Annotated in this window: 1 protein-coding gene; it reads right to left on the bottom strand. The window is 70.0% G+C overall.

What is annotated here, in order from left to right:
- Nucleotides 1–277, bottom strand: a 277-nt coding sequence (locus JT719_RS24710) for a hypothetical protein (RefSeq protein WP_207436440.1), incomplete at both ends; no start/stop codon positions are given.

Genomic DNA, 277 nt, shown 5'->3' with positions numbered 1-277 from the left:
CGGGCACGACCACCTCGGTCCGGCCGGAGGCCAGCTCGGTCATGGCCTCGGTCATGCGGACGATCGGCCGGGTCACGCCGCGCACGATGAAGATCAGGACGGCGCAGACGACCAGCAGCGCGGCGGCGCCGATGCCGGCGATCTTGATCGTCTCGGCGCGGATCGTGGCGTAGGCGCGCTCGGTGGTCAGCCGGACCTCGATGGTGCCGAGCTCCTCCTGCTTGCCGTCCTTGCTGTAGATGATCGGCGCGGTCTGGACGATCATGCCCTCGGCGTC

The sequence above is a fragment of the Sabulibacter ruber genome, from assembly GCF_017355955.1.
GTDB classification, from domain to species: Bacteria; Bacteroidota; Bacteroidia; order Cytophagales; family Hymenobacteraceae; genus Nibribacter; species Nibribacter ruber_A.
The sequence above is the reverse complement of the archived record's forward strand: the minus strand, read 5'-3'. Positions and strand labels throughout refer to the sequence as shown.